The sequence below is a fragment of the Kitasatospora sp. NPDC048296 genome, assembly GCF_043201815.1.
Taxonomy (GTDB): domain Bacteria; phylum Actinomycetota; class Actinomycetes; order Streptomycetales; family Streptomycetaceae; genus Kitasatospora.
This window is the reverse complement of the sequence record NZ_JBICZB010000004.1, coordinates 237,471-250,824: the sequence shown is the minus strand read 5'-3', so window position 1 is coordinate 250,824 and position 13,354 is coordinate 237,471. Positions and strand designations below refer to the sequence as shown.

The following is a 13,354-nucleotide window of genomic DNA, read 5'->3' as shown; positions in this document are numbered from 1 at the left end:
ATCGCCCTCGTCATGCTCTGCCTCGGCGGCAACCGACCCACCCTGCCCGGCCGCCAACCCGCGTGATCACACCCACAGGTACGTCAGAAGAGCCCCAATTGAGGTGGGGCCGGGCGCGCGACTGCTTTCAGGCGCTCAGGCCGACCGTCAGTTGGTCCAGCCGCCCATCATCGAGGTGTTGTCCTCGCCCAGGAACGCCCGGACGTTGCCCCGGATGGTGTCCGCTGCGCCCTCATCGAGCGTCACGACCTCGGTCACCTCGGTGTTGTCGGTGTCGCTGGTGATCACGGACATCTGCGATCTCCTTTCACTGGATGGATGCCTCCCCGGCGGGGAGGAACTTTGGGAGGTAGCCCACATCGGCCATCTGAGCCAGGTGCCGCCCCCTGCCAAAGGGGGCGCACATTCAGTCAACTCCTGGCAGCATTGAGTGACGAGGCCGTACCGCAGGACACTTCACCGGACACATCAGCGAGTGGTTGTGGCCTCTCACTCCAGGCCGGGAAAATTGACTGCCGTGGATGTCCTGGGAGCGCCCATGTCCGAACCAGCACAAGGGAATACGCGCTTCGTTACAGCGCGCGTCGAACGGGGATGGCACACGCAGCAGGACTTCGCGGACGCGTACGACGCCAAGGCGGAGTCGCTCGGCGAAAAAGCCAGGATCTCGGTGCGTCAGGTCCGACGCTGGGAATCAAGACAGCCCGCCTGGCCCAACCGGGACGCTCGGCGAGTTCTGGACGCGATGTTCGGCACGCCGCTGGAAGACCTCGGGTTCGTCCGCCCACCTCGTCCGGCAGGACGGCGAGCATCCGGTACCGAGCAGAGCCGAGACGTGGAGACGAACGTCCTTCGCCGCACCTTCCTGGGGGGAGTGCTCGCCGCAGCAGCACCAGTCCTCGACCTCGCCGCCCTGGACCACCTCATTGCGGCAAACCGCGATGCGCGCCGCTACAGCGACGATCAGCTCGTCACGCACCTACGGACCGCCCTCGACGAGACCGCCCGCACCGACGGCTTGGCAGGCCCTCACATCGCCCTGCCGACCGCGCTCGGTCTGATCGCCGCGATCGACTCCAGCGCCCGAGAAGCCGACCCGGCCGTACGCCACCAGCTCCTCAACGTCGGCGCCCGCGCCTCGGAACTTGTGGCCTGGATCTACCACGATGCCAGGGCGCCCGCCCACACCATCGCCTACTGGCACGCACAGGCGAAGGAATGGGCGACGCTCACCGGCGACGGTGCGATGCACGCTTACGTCCTGCTCAGGCAGGCCCAGGCTACGGACCGCTCCGACGCCGCCCGGATGCTCGGCCTCGCCCGCGCCGCCACCAACGGCCCCTGGACGCTCCCACCCCGGCCCCGCGCGGAGGCGTACCAGCAGGAAGCCCGGGCCCTCGCCTTGACCGGCGCCGACACCGGCCAGGTCACTCGCGTTCTCGACCTCGCCCACGCCGCCCTCGACCAGGCAGACCCGGTCCAGGCACCACCCAGCTGCACCGGGCCGCTCGGCGAGAGCTACACCGCCGACCGGCTCATGGTGCAAAGCGCGATCTGCTATCGCGAAGCCCACCAACCCGACCGCGCCGTCGTACTCTTTGAGCGACACCTGGCCGACGGCATCTTCGCCCCACGCGACCGCGCGTTCTTCACCGCCCAACTGGCCGGCACCCTCGCCGAGGCCGGTGAACCTGACGAAGCTGCCATCGTCGCTCTCCAAGCCCTTGGACTCGCCGCTGGCGCTCGCTTCGGCCAAGCGCTGGCCGAGCTGAGCCGCACCGCCGATACGCTGCGTCGCTGGTCCCGGCGACCGGCGGTCCGGGACTTCCAGGAGCGGCTCCTGGTTTTTACCGCCGGTTAGGCAGCCAGGAACTCTCGCACCCGGTCAATCACCTGTCGCTGCCACGCCTGCGACTGGGGGTCGAGATAGCCAGGGTCGTCATGGACTGCGAACCCGTGCTGCGCGCCGTCGAGTTCGAGGAGTTCTGTCGGACCGCCGAACATCGGCCGGTGGCGGTACGTGGACTCAATCGGGACGAACGTGTCCTTGGTTCCGTGGACCATCAGCACGGGGGCACGGACGACTGCGAGCATCGCGGGGGTGTCGAGGTAGAAGACTTCGTTCAGCAGCGCTCGGTTCAGCTGGAACGGCGACTTCTCGGTGTAGCCCTGGCGGTCGAGGAGCGTCGCGGCGGCAGGGGACAGGTAGTCGTCGCTCCAGCCGGGGCGACTGGTGACGTAGCGCTCGCGATAGTCCAGACGTGGGTTCAGGAGCACCAGGCGATGGACGTCGTCGGGCCGGTGGGCAGCATGCAGGGCCGCCGCGCCGCCGGAGAAGGAAGCCGCGATGACATGGACGGCCCCGGCGGCGCCCGTGTGTGCTCGCAGATGATCGCCTGCGGCACGAATGTCGTTGGCGACGGACGCGATGGTGAGGTCCGCTTCGCGACCCGCGCTCTCCCCGTGCGCGCGCAGATCGAAACGCAGGCTGGCGATGCCGGTCTCAGCAAGCCCAGCAGCGAGGCGGGTGAAAAATCCGCCTTCTTCACGGGTGACGCCCGAGCCGTGGACCATGACCGCGAGCGCCCCAATGGGCGCTGGTGGGATGCCGATCGTCCCGTAGAGCGCGGTGCCGTCGAGGGATCGGAATGCCGTCTCGTGATCCACCATGCACTGATGGTAGCCACCGGCCGTGCAATCGCGGATCCATACGGCGTGACTCGTAACCGTTGGCGAGCCGCCGCATCAGCGCGCGGGGGCCTCCCAGTTGGCGCCGACGCCGACGGAGACGTCGAGGGTGTACGGGCACCTGCGAGGCCCTCGCCCTGGGCGGGCGAGGGGCTTCGCGTGTTCTCAGTGTGGCTCGTCGCGTTCCTCGGGGCGGGACATCCTGAGGGTCGCGATGACGCCGAGGGTCACGGTGGCGATCGCGAGGGCGAGCAGGGCGACGAGGATCGCGCCGACGAAGAACTTCACGGGGTCCAGGCCTCGTTCCGGTCCAGGTCGCGGAGGAGGTGGAGGAGGTTGAGCATGGTGCTCACGGGAGCGTTGCCGAAGTCGACGAGGATGCGGCCGTCGAGGGTCGTTTCGCCGGGCGAGGCGGAGCCCCAGAGGAGCCCGTACGGCAGGCCGCGCCGGTGCAACTCGCCCAGGAGGGTCGTGATCTGGGCCTCGGTGTAGTCGCGCATCCGAGGGTCGTCCGGCGGGACGGGGTCGCGGGTCACGCGATGGAGTCCAGCTCGTACCAGGTGGTTTTGCCGCGCTTCTGCGGGTCGACGCCCCAGCGGTGGGTGAGGCCCTCCACGAGCTGGAGGCCCCGACCGGTCTCGGCGAGGTCGGAGGCCGTTCGCGGCTGGGGAAGGGCGTCACTCTCGTCGGAGACGGCGACCCGGAGGGTGCGGTCGAGGATGGAGAACCAGACGACGGGCGCGGGGGTGTCGCCGTGCCGCCAGGCGTTGGTGATGAGCTCCATCAGGGCGAGTTCGGCGTTGAAGATGGCCTCGGCGTCCCAGCCGCTGCGGGTCATGGCGTCCCGCAGGGCCTGCTTGGAGAGGGTGAGCGAGGGGGTGTTACGGGTGCACACGGGAACCTCCGTGAGGCTGTGGTGTGGGAGAGGTGACAACGGATACGTCGCCGTGAGCCAGGCCACGTATGGCTGCTCTTCGGTGCCGGGGCAGCAGGCGCCTACTGCCCGGGGTGCAGGCATTACTGACGATCCGTCGGATCGAGCTGTGAACGACGATAGCCCATCGGCTCTTTAATTAAATCCAAACGGGAAAAGGTTCCCCCGCAGGGGGGACGCGTGCCCGCCGAGCCCGGATGGATCTGCCAGCGACCGGCGCGGCACACTGGCCTCTGTGCCAGCAGAGAGGACGCCATGGCCCTTCGAATCCCCACCCTTCGTCAGCGACGCCTCGGCGCCGAAATGCGAAGGATGAGAGAGCAAGCCGGCTTCGGCGGCAGCCACCTTGCCCGTCTACTCGGGGTGACTCCCGCCCTGGTGAGCCAGATGGAGATCGGGAAGTCGGCCGTCAGCGTGGAGCGCCTGCACGAGATCGCGGAGGCCTGTATGTGCGTCAACGCACCCTTGGTCGAGGCGCTCGCCAACATGGCCAGGGAGCGAGACTCGTCCTGGTGGGATGAGTATCGAGGGGCACTCGCGGCTGCCCCAATCGATGTGGCCGAGATCGAAGGTCACGCGACGAGGCTCAAAAGCTTCACCATCAGCATCATCCCGGGACTACTTCAGACGCGCACCTATGCCACTGCCGTGTTCGCGAGAGGCTTCACCCCTCTCCCCGATCACGAGGTCGATCGCAGGATGAACTTTCGCCTGCGGAGACAGCAGGCCATTCGGTCCCGTGAAACACCGTACGTGGCACTGGTCCACGAGGCGGCGCTACGCATTCAGTACGGCGGGCCTACGGCGCTCAGGGAACAGCTTGATTCCCTCGTCAAGGACTCCGAGCTTCCGGGAGTCTCACTGCGGGTCGTGCCGTTCGATACAGCCGACTTCCCTGGCCCCAGCGAGAACCTGCTCTACGCGGCAGGGCCAGTGCCGGAGCTGGATACGGTCCAGACCGACTCGTCTCACGGCTCCCACATCTTCGACTCACCTGCCCAGCTGGCGGGCTATCGCGCAATCTTTGAGCGCATCGAAGCCGTCGCGCTCCCGGAGAGCGAGTCGCGAGATCATATCCGCTCGATCGCGAAGGAAATGAACGACAAGTATGAATAGCACCGAGTGGCAGAAATCCAGCTTCAGCGAAGCGAACAACAACTGCGTCGAGGTACGCGCACTCGAAGGGCTGATCGAGCTCCGCGAGTCCGATGACGCCGGCATCACCGTCCGCACCACCCGTCCCATCTTCGCCGCGTTCCTCCAGGGCGCCAAGGTCGGCGAGTTCGACTACCTCATCACCAACGCCTGAGCGAATAGTTCCGGCGGCCGCTTGCTTCCCGCAAGAGGCCGCCGGTGGCTAGCCTGACTCTCATGACCAGCTCTGCGTGGCAGAAATCCAGCTTCAGCGAAGCAGCCAGCAACTGCGTCGAGGTGCGCGCACGTGAAGGGGTCATCGAGCTCCGCGAGTCCGACGAGGGCGACGTCATCGTCCGCACCACGCACCTCAAGTTCGCCAAGTTCCTCCAGGCTGCCAAGGCAGGCGAGTTCGACCACCTGACCGCCAACCCCTAAGCAAGAAGCCCCCGCGCCCGCCACCCCGGGGGCGCGGGGGCCTCCCGCCGTCCGGACCAGGTCCTAGACCTCCCGGACGCCTGCTCGCCAGACCGCCGCCGTCAGCGGCACGCCCGGCCGGTACGCGAGGTGCACGTGCGAGGGCGCGTCCAGCAGCAGCAGGTCCGCCCGCGAGCCGACCGCGACCGACCCCACGTCGCTGCGCCGCAGCGCGTGCGCGCCACCGGCCGTGGCCGCCCAGACGGCCTCGTCCGGGGTCATCCCCATCTCCCGTACCGCCACCGCGATGCAGAACGCCATCGAACTGGTGAAGCTGGAGCCCGGGTTGCAGTCCGTGGACAGCGCCACCACCGCGCCCGCGTCCAGCAGCCGGCGCCCGCTCGGGTACTCGGCGCGGGTGGAGAACTCCGCCCCCGGCAGCAGGGTCGCGACCGTCGCCGAGCCGGCCAGCGCCGCCACGTCCTCGTCCGTCAGATGGGTGCAGTGGTCCGCCGAGGCGGCCCCCAGCTCGACGGCGAGCTGCACGCCCGGCCCGTACGTGAGCTGGTTGGCGTGCACCCGGGGGGTGAGGCCGCGCTCGATGCCGGCGGTGAGGACGGCCCGCGCCTGGTCGCCGTCGAAGGCGCCCTTCTCGCAGAACACGTCCACCCAACGGGCGTGCGGGGCGCAGGCGTCCAGCATCTCGCCGGTGACCAGGTCGACGTAGCCGGCCGGGTCCTCGGCGTACTCGGGGGCCACGATGTGGGCACCCAGGTAGGTGGTCTCCGGGGTGTGCTTCGCGGCGATCCGCAGCGCCCGGGCCTCGTCCTCGACCGTCAGTCCGTAGCCGGACTTGCACTCGATGGTGGTGGTGCCCTGGCGCAGCGCCTCCCGGACGAACCCCGCCAGGTTCGCCTCCAGTTCGGCGTCGCTCGCGGCCCGGGTCGCCGCCACCGTGGTGCGGATGCCGCCCGCCGAGTAGGCCTGCCCGGACATCCGGGCGTTGAACTCGGCGGTGCGGTCGCCCGCGAACACCAGGTGGGCGTGCGAGTCGACGAAGCCGGGCAGCAGCGCCCGGCCCCCGGCGTCGAAGCGCTCGTCCGCCGCCGGGGCCTGCGCCGCCGGGCCGACCCAGGCGACGGTGTCGCCGTCGACCACCACGGCCGCGTCGGTCAGCAGGCCGAGCGGCCCGGTGCCGTGCCCGGGGTCGTTGGTGACCAGGCTGCCGATGCCCGTGATCAAGGTGGTCCTGGTACTCAAGACAACGCCTTCCGAAGGGAGTTGGACAAAGGAATCAGCAGTCCAGCGCGCCGATCGCGGCGCGCAGCGCCCCCGGCACGTCGGCCACCAGCTGGTGCACGCCGTCCCGGACGACGTGCCGCCCGCCGACCACCACGTGCCGCACGTCCGCTGCCGAGGCCGCGAAGACGGCGATCTCGGCGCCGAGCCGGGGCGGCGGGCCCGCCGTACGGACGGTGTCCAGCGCGATCGCCGTGAAGTCGGCGAGCGCCCCGGCCTCGATCCGCCCGGCCTCGGACCAGCCCAGCGAGGCGTGCCCGTCCTCGCCGCCGGCCCGCAGCAGGGCGCCCGCCGTCCAGTGGCCGCGGGTCTGCGTGCGCAGCCGCTCGTTCAGCTCCAGCGCCCGGGCCTCCTCGAACGGGTCGATCACCGCGTGGCTGTCGCTGCCCAGGGTGATCGGGCTGCCCGCCGAGGCCAGCCGGCGGGCCGGGCCGATGCCGTCCGCGAGGTCCCGTTCGGTGGTGGGGCACATGCAGACGGTGGTGGAGGAGTCGGTGAGGAGCCGGATGTCCTCGTCGGTGAGGTGGGTGGCGTGCACGGCCGAGGTGCGCGGGCCGAGCGCGCCGTGGTCGGCGAGCAGCCGGGTCGGGGTGACGCCGTGCGCGGCGAGACAGGCGTCGTTCTCGGCGGTCTGCTCGGACAGGTGGACGTGCAGCGGGGCCTTGCGCATCGCCGCCCAGTGCGCGACGGTGCCCAGCTGCTCGGCCGGGACGGCCCGGACCGAGTGGATGGCGGCGCCGATCCGGGCGTGCTCGCGGGGCTTGAGCGCGTCCGCCCGTACCGCCCAGGCCTCGGCGTCGCCGTCGCTGAACCGCAGCTGCGGGTGCGTCGGTTCGGCGCCGAAGCCGGAGGACAGGTAGCAGGTGTCCAGCAGGGTGATCCGGATGCCGGCCCGGGCGGCGGCCTCGATCAGCGCCTCGCCCATCGCGTTCGGGTCGGTGTAGCGGGCGCCGCCGGGCGCGTGGTGCAGGTAGTGGAACTCGCCGACGGCGGTGATCCCGGCGAGCGCCATCTCGGCATAGACGGCGGTGGCGAGCTCCAGGTAGGTGTCCGGGTCGAGCGCGCCGGCGAACCGGTACATGGTGTCGCGCCAGGTCCAGAACGTCCCGGAGCCGACCTGGACGTGCCCGCGCAGCGCCCGGTGGAAGGCGTGCGAGTGAGCATTCGCCTGGCCGGGCACCAGCAGGCCGTCGAGGCGGACGGCGCCGGGCGGGCAGGGACCGCCGTCCGGGGTCACGGAGGTGATCCGGCCGCCGGGGCCGGTGGCGATCAGCACGTCCTGCCCGACCACCGGCCCGTCGTCGTGCGGCAGCCAGGCGTACTGCGCCCAGTAGGTCACCGGGGTCGATGCGGTCAGTGGCACGCCAGGTCCTCCAGTGCGTCGGCGAGGGCGGCGACCCCGGACAGGCAGTCGGCCTCCTCGGCGTGTTCGGCCGGGGAGTGCGAGACGCCGGTGGGGTTGCGCACGAACAGCATGGCGGTCGGGACCGCGGACGCCAGGATGCCGGCGTCGTGTCCCGCGCCGGTGGGCAGCACCGGGGCGTCCAGCAGCTTGGCGAGCCGGTCGCGCAGCGGGCCGTCGAAGTCCACCACCGGGGTGTAGGACTCGCGGGTCAGCTCGACCCGGACGCCGTCGCGCCCGCCGCGCTCGGCGGCGGCCCGCTCGATCTCGGCGACCAGCTCGGTGAGGGTGGCCTCGTCCGCGGCCCGGGAGTCCAGCCAGCCGCGCACCAGCGAGGCGATCGCGTTGGTGCCGTTGGGCTCGACCGCGACCTTGCCGAAGGTGGCCAGCGCACCCGCGAGCTTCGCCTTCTTGCGGGCGGCGAGCACGGTGTTGGCGAAGGTCAGCATCGGGTCGCGGCGGTCCTCGATCCGGGTGGTGCCGGCGTGGTTGGCCTCGCCGTGGAAGTCGAACCGCCACCGGCCGTGCGGCCAGATCGCGCTGGCCACGCCGACCGGCTGCTCCTCGGTGAGGTGGCGGCCCTGCTCGACGTGGAGTTCGACGAAGGCGCCGATCCGGGCCAGCCGCTCGTCGTCCGCGCCGATCGCGGTCGGGTCGTAGCCGGCCTTCTCCATCGCGTCGGGCAGCCGCAGGCCGTCGGCGTCGCGCAGCTCGTACGCGTCCTCGCGGGAGAGCACCCCGGCGGTCAGCCGGGAGCCGATGCAGGCCACGCCGAACCGGGCGCCCTCCTCGTCACCGAAGTTGACGATCGCCAGCGGCCGGGTGAACTCGGTTCCCCTGGCCCGGAGTTCGTCCAGCGCGGCGAAGGAGGAGACCACCCCGAGCGGCCCGTCGAAGGCACCGCCGTCCGGGACGGAGTCCAGGTGCGAGCCGGTGACGACCGCCCCGTGCGCGGTCGGGTCGCCCAGCCAGGCCCACTGGTTGCCGTTGCGGTCCAGCTCGTACGTCAGGCCGCGACCGCGGGCCTGCTGCTCGAACCAGGCGCGGCACTCGGCGTCGGCGGAGTTCCAGGCGAAGCGGCGGTAGCCGCCGGAGGAGGCGGAGCGGCCCACGGGGAGCAGCTCCGCCCACATCTCGTTGAACGTCGAGGTCACAGTTCGCCCATCGGGACGCGGACCCCGCGCTCAGCGGCGACCTCGGTGGCCCGGTCGTAGCCGGCGTCCACGTGCCGGATGACGCCCATGCCCGGGTCGTTGGTGAGCACCCGGCGGATCTTCTCCCCGGCCAGCGCGGTGCCGTCGGCGACGGTGACCTGGCCGGCGTGGATCGAGCGGCCGATGCCGACGCCGCCGCCGTGGTGGATGGACACCCAGGAGGCGCCGGAGGCCACGTTGACCATGGCGTTGAGCAGCGGCCAGTCGGCGATCGCGTCCGAGCCGTCCAGCATCGCCTCGGTCTCCCGGTACGGGGAGGCCACCGAGCCGCAGTCCAGGTGGTCGCGGCCGATCACGATCGGGGCGGACAGCTCACCGGAGGCGACCATGTCGTTGAAGCGCTCGCCGGCCTTGTCGCGCTCGCCGTAGCCGAGCCAGCAGATGCGCGCGGGCAGGCCCTGGAAGTGCACCTTCTCCTGGGCCATCTTGATCCAGCGGGCCAGCGACTCGTTCTCCGGGAAGAGGTCGAGGACGGCCTTGTCGGTCTTGTGGATGTCCTGCGGGTCGCCGGACAGCGCCGCCCAGCGGAACGGGCCCTTGCCCTCGCAGAACAGCGGGCGGATGTACGCCGGGACGAAGCCGGGGAAGGCGAAGGCGCGGTCGTAGCCGGCCAGCTGGGCCTCGCCGCGGATCGAGTTGCCGTAGTCGAAGACCTCGGCGCCGCGGTCCAGGAAGCCGACCATCGCCTCGACGTGCCGGGCCATCGACTCGCGCGAGCGCTGGGTGAACTCGGCGGGCTTGGCGGCCGCGTAGTCGGCCATGTCGTCGAAGGCGACGCCGACCGGCAGGTAGCTGAGCGGGTCGTGGGCGCTGGTCTGGTCGGTGACGATGTCGATCGGCGCGTCCATCGCGAGCAGCTGCGGGACCAGCTCGGCGGCGTTGCCCAGCACGCCGATGGAGAGCGGCTGGCGCTTGTCGCGGGCGGCGGTGGCGAGCTCCAGCGCGTGGGAGAGGTCCTTGGCGTCGACGTCCAGGTAGCGGTGCTCGATCCGGCGGGAGATGCGGGACGGGTCGCAGTCGATGCAGATCGCCACGCCGCCGTTCATGGTGACGGCCAGCGGCTGGGCGCCGCCCATCCCGCCGAGGCCGGCGGTGAGGGTGATGGTGCCCTCCAGCGTGCCGTTGAAGCGCTTGTTGGCGACGGCGGCGAAGGTCTCGTAGGTGCCCTGGAGGATGCCCTGGGTGCCGATGTAGATCCAGGAGCCGGCGGTCATCTGGCCGTACATGGTGAGCCCGAGGCTCTCCAGGCGGCGGAACTCCTCCCAGTTGGCCCAGTCGCCGACCAGGTTGGAGTTGGCGATGAGCACGCGCGGCGCCCACTCGTGGGTCTGCATCACGCCGACCGGCCGGCCGGACTGGACCAGCATGGTCTCGTCCTGCTTCAGCCCCTGCAGCGTCTTCACCATGGCGTCGAAGGAGCGCCAGTCGCGGGCGGCCTTGCCGGTGCCGCCGTAGACCACCAGCTTCGACGGGTGCTCGGCCACCTCGGGGTCGAGGTTGTTCATCAGCATCCGCAGGGCGGCCTCCTGCTGCCACCCCTGCGTCGTGAGTCCCGTCCCGCGCGCCGCACGCACCTCTCGCGGTCCGCTCGCCTGCTGCTGCACCATGTCCCGGCCTCCCTGCGGATGGATTCATTCAAGCTTGGTTCGGCTGAATATATCTAAACAACCAGCTTTCGACCAGACCCCGGAACCATCCGATCAATGCCCAAGTCGGGACGCCTGCCAGCCATACGCTCAGGCTGAAAAGACCAGCCACTCAGCCCAGTGGAGGACGCCATGGCCACCATCCCGGTACGGCCCGGCAAGCTGCGTCGCGCCGCAGAGGAGATCGAGCAGCACACGGGGCTGCGGGTCCAGATCATCGGTGGCGCTCTGCTGATGTCGCCGCCGCGCCGAGGCAAGCACGCGGGGACGGTGCGATGCCTGCGCGAACGGATCGGACCACAACTGCCGACCGACCTCGACGTCTACGAGTCGTCATCCATCGCCCTGCCGGACGACCAGGACGACTACGCGACCCCGGACCTGCTCGTCCTACCCACCGAGTGGGCGGGCGAGGACGACTGGCTGGCTGACAGCCGTGGCGTCGTTCTGGCTGTCGAGGTGACCCCCACCCCCTCGCGCGTCACCCACATCGCGACGAAGACCAGCTGGTACGCGATCGCAGGCGTGCCGGTCCTCCTCGCGGTCGACCCCCGCAAGGGCGCCTGGACACTCCACACCCACCCCCGCGACGGCGAGTACCAAGGCGTCCTGCACGGCAAGTACGGCGAGGCCGTCCCGCTGCCCTCGCCGCTACCCGCCGAGCTGGACACCTCCGGTCTTCCGCTGTACGCCCCCCGCCGCTGACTCACGCGGCGGCGTCACCGCCGTCCCAGTCGATGCCGATCTCGGCCAGCCAGCGGCGGTCGGCGGCGTCGGGGGCGGGCGGGGACGGCGGGCGGGGGATGTTCTGGACGGGCCCGAGGCCGTACCTCTCGGCGGCCGCGGCGGCACGGGCGTCGGGTTCGATGACGCCGACGTGCACGGCGGACTCGTCGCCCGGGTCGAGGACGGTCAGTTCGGGATCGGGCAGGCGCCGCAGGGTGACACGGCGTCCGCAGGCGGGGCAGGACCATTCGTCAGCACCCGAGGCCAGGCGGGCGACGAACTTCATCTCGTGGATCACGCGCATGGGCGGCACCCCCTGCAGTAGGGGATGCCCGGGTTCGCGCCGAGTACTCTCCCGCTTATTCGAGGAACAAACCCCGGGCCGCCGCCGACTGCTCGATCGCCTCCAACCGCGCCTCCGCGCCCGGGAGTTCGTCACACATGGTCTGCAGCAGCACCCGGCCGAGCATCATCGGCGCGCAGGCGGTGTCGAAGACCAGTCCGGTGCCGACGGCCGCCGGCAGCATCAGGTCGGAGAGCTTGGCGACCGGCGAGAAGGCGCTGTCGGCCACCGTGAGCACGGTCAGTCCGCACTCCCGGGCCACCGCCAGCGCGTCCATCAACTCCCGCGGGTAGCGCGGCAACGCGAAGCAGAGCAGCGCGGTGGCACCCGCCGCGGCGGCCTGTTCCAGCCGGTCGGCGAGCATGCTGCCGCCCTCGTCCAGCAGCCGGACGTCCGGGTGCACCTTGGACGCGAAGTACGCGAAGCCGCCCGCCTGCGCGGAGGCGGCCCGCAGACCGAGCACCGGCAGCGGGCGGGAGGCGGCGAGCAGCCGGGCGGCCCGGGTGATCGGTTCGGGGTCGGCGAGCAGTTCGGCGAGGTGGCGCAGGTGCTCGATCTCGGCGAGCACGGCCTGCTGGTGCTCGTTGCGCACCGCGTCGGCCGGGGTCTCCGGCGCGGCCGGCTCGCCGGCCCCGAGTTCGCGCAGCTGCTTGCGCAGTGCCGGGTAGCCGTCGTACCCGAGCGCGACCGCGAAGCGGGTGACGGAGGGCTGGCTGACCCCGGCGAGCTCGGCCACCTCGACGCTGGACAGGAACGGCGCCTCGGTGGCGTGCCGGACCAGCGAGTGCGCGATCCGCCGCTGGGTCGGCGTCAGCCGATGCCCTTCGAAGAGCTGCAGCAGCCGGGCGGAGGCGCCGACGGTGCCGGCCTCGTCGGTGGCGGTCATCAGCGGGTACCTCCGGATGCGAGCGGTTCGGACGACGACTGTGCAGCAGCGCGGCGCGCCTGGCAAAGCCGTCTCGTACGGCGGAACGGCCCTTGAGACGTCCCGGAGTTCGGACAGCGGTCCCGCCCGGACCGGCGGGGCTCGGGGTAACCCTGATTTCTCCCTGACCCCGCCCGGATTCCCCCCGCGAACGGATGGACCGGGCTCTACGGCGGCCCCAGGCTATGGGCATGGACACTCGCCAGGACGACCTGCGGCGCGACCTCGACGCCACCCTGCAGGCCCGCAAGGAACTCGGCAAGGAGTACGAGGAGGAACTCGTCGACTCCTTCATGAAGCGCCTCGACGCCCGCCTGGACGCCCGGGCCGAGCGCTCGGCCGCCGAGCGGATGGACGACTACGCGCCCTCCTACCGGGACCGGGACCGGGGCCGCGACCGCCGCGGCGGGTGGGGCGCCCGGCGCTCCCCCGCCGGGCTGGCGGTGGTCTCGATGGCCCTCGGCATCCCGCTGACCGCGATTAACAGCAGCCCCGGCGGGGCCGGCTTCCCCGCCCTGCTGGTCACCTGGGCCGGCATCGTCGGGGTCAACTTCGCCGCCGCCCTGGGCAACCGGCTGAACCGCGCCGACCGCCGACCGCGGGGCGACTGGGACTGAACCCCGGCC

17 protein-coding genes are annotated in these 13,354 nt (G+C 71.1%); 6 read left to right on the top strand and 11 right to left on the bottom strand.

The window, feature by feature from the left end; all coding sequences use genetic code 11:
- Positions 1-147: 147 nt before the first annotated feature.
- A complete protein-coding gene (locus tag ACGF12_RS05320; protein WP_393025738.1) occupies positions 148-294 on the bottom strand; it encodes a hypothetical protein in 147 nt (48 codons plus the stop codon).
- Between the two features lie 244 nt (positions 295-538).
- Between ACGF12_RS05320 and ACGF12_RS05315 the strand changes: the two genes are divergently transcribed.
- On the top strand, positions 539-1,861 hold the full coding sequence (locus tag ACGF12_RS05315; protein ID WP_393025736.1) for an XRE family transcriptional regulator: 1,323 nt from the start codon (positions 539-541) through the stop codon (positions 1,859-1,861).
- Here the strand turns inward: ACGF12_RS05315 and ACGF12_RS05310 are convergent.
- From ACGF12_RS05310 to ACGF12_RS05295, 4 genes are all read right to left on the bottom strand, one after another.
- Complete coding sequence (locus ACGF12_RS05310) at positions 1,858-2,670, bottom strand: alpha/beta hydrolase (RefSeq protein WP_393025733.1); 813 nt, start codon at positions 2,668-2,670, stop codon at positions 1,858-1,860. The genes ACGF12_RS05315 and ACGF12_RS05310 overlap by 4 nt on opposite strands.
- Positions 2,671-2,853: 183 nt before the next feature.
- Positions 2,854-2,976 carry a hypothetical protein gene (locus ACGF12_RS05305; RefSeq protein ID WP_393025730.1) on the bottom strand — a complete coding sequence of 41 codons (123 nt, stop codon included), beginning with the start codon at positions 2,974-2,976 and terminating at the stop codon, positions 2,854-2,856.
- Positions 2,973-3,224 (bottom strand): hypothetical protein, encoded by a 252-nt coding sequence (locus ACGF12_RS05300; RefSeq protein WP_393025727.1) that lies wholly within the window; start codon positions 3,222-3,224, stop codon positions 2,973-2,975. Before ACGF12_RS05300 ends, ACGF12_RS05305 begins: the two co-directional genes overlap by 4 nt.
- Complete coding sequence (locus tag ACGF12_RS05295; protein WP_393025724.1) at positions 3,221-3,583, bottom strand: ATP-binding protein; 363 nt, start codon at positions 3,581-3,583, stop codon at positions 3,221-3,223. The genes ACGF12_RS05300 and ACGF12_RS05295 overlap by 4 nt, the downstream gene beginning before the upstream one ends.
- Positions 3,584-3,877: 294 nt before the next feature.
- Here ACGF12_RS05295 and ACGF12_RS05290 point away from each other — a divergent pair, with 294 nt between their 5' ends.
- The 3 genes from ACGF12_RS05290 (at position 3,878) to ACGF12_RS05280 (ending at position 5,194) form a co-directional block, all read left to right on the top strand.
- The gene (locus ACGF12_RS05290) at positions 3,878-4,738 is read left to right on the top strand and encodes a helix-turn-helix domain-containing protein (RefSeq protein WP_393025721.1); all 861 of its coding nucleotides are present in this window, start codon (positions 3,878-3,880) and stop codon (positions 4,736-4,738) included.
- Positions 4,731-4,931, top strand: a complete 201-nt coding sequence (locus ACGF12_RS05285) for a DUF397 domain-containing protein (RefSeq protein WP_393025718.1) — start codon at positions 4,731-4,733, stop codon at positions 4,929-4,931. The genes ACGF12_RS05290 and ACGF12_RS05285 overlap by 8 nt, the downstream gene beginning before the upstream one ends.
- A gap of 62 nt (positions 4,932-4,993) precedes the next feature.
- The gene (locus tag ACGF12_RS05280) at positions 4,994-5,194 is read left to right on the top strand and encodes a DUF397 domain-containing protein (RefSeq protein WP_393025715.1); all 201 of its coding nucleotides are present in this window, start codon (positions 4,994-4,996) and stop codon (positions 5,192-5,194) included.
- A gap of 63 nt (positions 5,195-5,257) precedes the next feature.
- Here the strand turns inward: ACGF12_RS05280 and hutI are convergent, their stop codons facing one another.
- The 4 genes from hutI to hutU are packed head-to-tail and all read right to left on the bottom strand — an operon-like array spanning position 5,258 to position 10,695.
- On the bottom strand, positions 5,258-6,433 hold the full coding sequence (gene hutI / locus ACGF12_RS05275) for an imidazolonepropionase (RefSeq protein ID WP_393025712.1): 1,176 nt from the start codon (positions 6,431-6,433) through the stop codon (positions 5,258-5,260).
- Between the two features lie 34 nt (positions 6,434-6,467).
- A complete protein-coding gene (locus tag ACGF12_RS05270; RefSeq protein WP_393025710.1) occupies positions 6,468-7,835 on the bottom strand; it encodes a formimidoylglutamate deiminase in 1,368 nt (455 codons plus the stop codon).
- Complete coding sequence (locus ACGF12_RS05265) at positions 7,826-9,007, bottom strand: allantoate amidohydrolase (RefSeq protein ID WP_393025763.1); 1,182 nt, start codon at positions 9,005-9,007, stop codon at positions 7,826-7,828. The genes ACGF12_RS05270 and ACGF12_RS05265 overlap by 10 nt, the downstream gene beginning before the upstream one ends.
- A gap of 17 nt (positions 9,008-9,024) precedes the next feature.
- A complete protein-coding gene (hutU, locus tag ACGF12_RS05260; RefSeq protein ID WP_393025707.1) occupies positions 9,025-10,695 on the bottom strand; it encodes a urocanate hydratase in 1,671 nt (556 codons plus the stop codon).
- A 171-nt stretch (positions 10,696-10,866) separates the two neighbouring features.
- Here hutU and ACGF12_RS05255 point away from each other — a divergent pair, with 171 nt between their 5' ends.
- Complete coding sequence (locus tag ACGF12_RS05255) at positions 10,867-11,439, top strand: Uma2 family endonuclease (RefSeq protein ID WP_393025704.1); 573 nt, start codon at positions 10,867-10,869, stop codon at positions 11,437-11,439.
- 1 nt (position 11,440) lies between these two features.
- On the opposite strand, the gene ACGF12_RS05250 is transcribed toward ACGF12_RS05255, so the two are convergent.
- A complete protein-coding gene (locus tag ACGF12_RS05250) occupies positions 11,441-11,764 on the bottom strand; it encodes a hypothetical protein (RefSeq protein WP_380610570.1) in 324 nt (107 codons plus the stop codon).
- 55 nt (positions 11,765-11,819) lie between these two features.
- Positions 11,820-12,689, bottom strand: a complete 870-nt coding sequence (locus tag ACGF12_RS05245; protein WP_393025701.1) for a MurR/RpiR family transcriptional regulator — start codon at positions 12,687-12,689, stop codon at positions 11,820-11,822.
- A gap of 230 nt (positions 12,690-12,919) precedes the next feature.
- Here ACGF12_RS05245 and ACGF12_RS05240 point away from each other — a divergent pair, with 230 nt between their 5' ends.
- On the top strand, positions 12,920-13,345 hold the full coding sequence (locus ACGF12_RS05240) for a hypothetical protein (protein WP_393025698.1): 426 nt from the start codon (positions 12,920-12,922) through the stop codon (positions 13,343-13,345).
- Positions 13,346-13,354 lie beyond the last annotated feature (9 nt).

Coding starts and splice junctions, on each gene's coding strand:
- ACGF12_RS05255 (WP_393025704.1), top strand. CDS start 10,867: ATGGCCACCATCCCGGTACGGCCCGGCAAGCTGCGTCGCGCCGCAGAG.
- ACGF12_RS05285 (WP_393025718.1), top strand. CDS start 4,731: ATGAATAGCACCGAGTGGCAGAAATCCAGCTTCAGCGAAGCGAACAAC.
- ACGF12_RS05315 (WP_393025736.1), top strand. CDS start 539: ATGTCCGAACCAGCACAAGGGAATACGCGCTTCGTTACAGCGCGCGTC.
- ACGF12_RS05280 (WP_393025715.1), top strand. CDS start 4,994: ATGACCAGCTCTGCGTGGCAGAAATCCAGCTTCAGCGAAGCAGCCAGC.
- ACGF12_RS05245 (WP_393025701.1), bottom strand. CDS start 12,689: ATGACCGCCACCGACGAGGCCGGCACCGTCGGCGCCTCCGCCCGGCTG.
- ACGF12_RS05265 (WP_393025763.1), bottom strand. CDS start 9,007: ATGTGGGCGGAGCTGCTCCCCGTGGGCCGCTCCGCCTCCTCCGGCGGC.
- ACGF12_RS05250 (WP_380610570.1), bottom strand. CDS start 11,764: ATGCGCGTGATCCACGAGATGAAGTTCGTCGCCCGCCTGGCCTCGGGT.
- hutU (WP_393025707.1), bottom strand. CDS start 10,695: ATGGTGCAGCAGCAGGCGAGCGGACCGCGAGAGGTGCGTGCGGCGCGC.
- ACGF12_RS05290 (WP_393025721.1), top strand. CDS start 3,878: ATGGCCCTTCGAATCCCCACCCTTCGTCAGCGACGCCTCGGCGCCGAA.
- ACGF12_RS05310 (WP_393025733.1), bottom strand. CDS start 2,670: ATGGTGGATCACGAGACGGCATTCCGATCCCTCGACGGCACCGCGCTC.
- ACGF12_RS05240 (WP_393025698.1), top strand. CDS start 12,920: ATGGACACTCGCCAGGACGACCTGCGGCGCGACCTCGACGCCACCCTG.
- ACGF12_RS05320 (WP_393025738.1), bottom strand. CDS start 294: ATGTCCGTGATCACCAGCGACACCGACAACACCGAGGTGACCGAGGTC.